Source organism: Bradyrhizobium sp. Kon58 (genome assembly GCF_055807455.1).
Genome location: NZ_JBVVOT010000522.1, coordinates 1 through 255, shown reverse-complemented (window position 1 = coordinate 255; position 255 = coordinate 1). Strand labels below are relative to the sequence as shown.

The window sequence follows — 255 nt, the reverse complement described above, 5'->3', positions numbered from 1 at the left end:
TGATGACTTTCTCGTTGCGCAACACTTTTGCCAGGGGCTGGGTCGCGGCAATCAGGATGATCGACCACAGAAACCCGATAACGACATGAATGCTGACCAAGCCAAACGTCCAGGCGATCAATGGCTGCCCTTGCGGAATGAACTGGGGGAGAAAAGACACGTAGAAGATGCCGATCTTGGGGTTCAGTACGTTACCCATCAGGCCTTGGAAGAACCAGTTTGGCACTTTCTTTTGAGCGCCCTCGACAGATGACA

The 255-nt window shown here is 52.5% G+C and carries 1 protein-coding gene; it reads right to left on the bottom strand.

Annotated elements, in window-relative coordinates; all coding sequences use genetic code 11:
- The coding region (locus AC0L20_RS41340; RefSeq protein WP_473295886.1) for a LysE family translocator at nt 1-255 on the bottom strand (255 nt) is incomplete at both ends.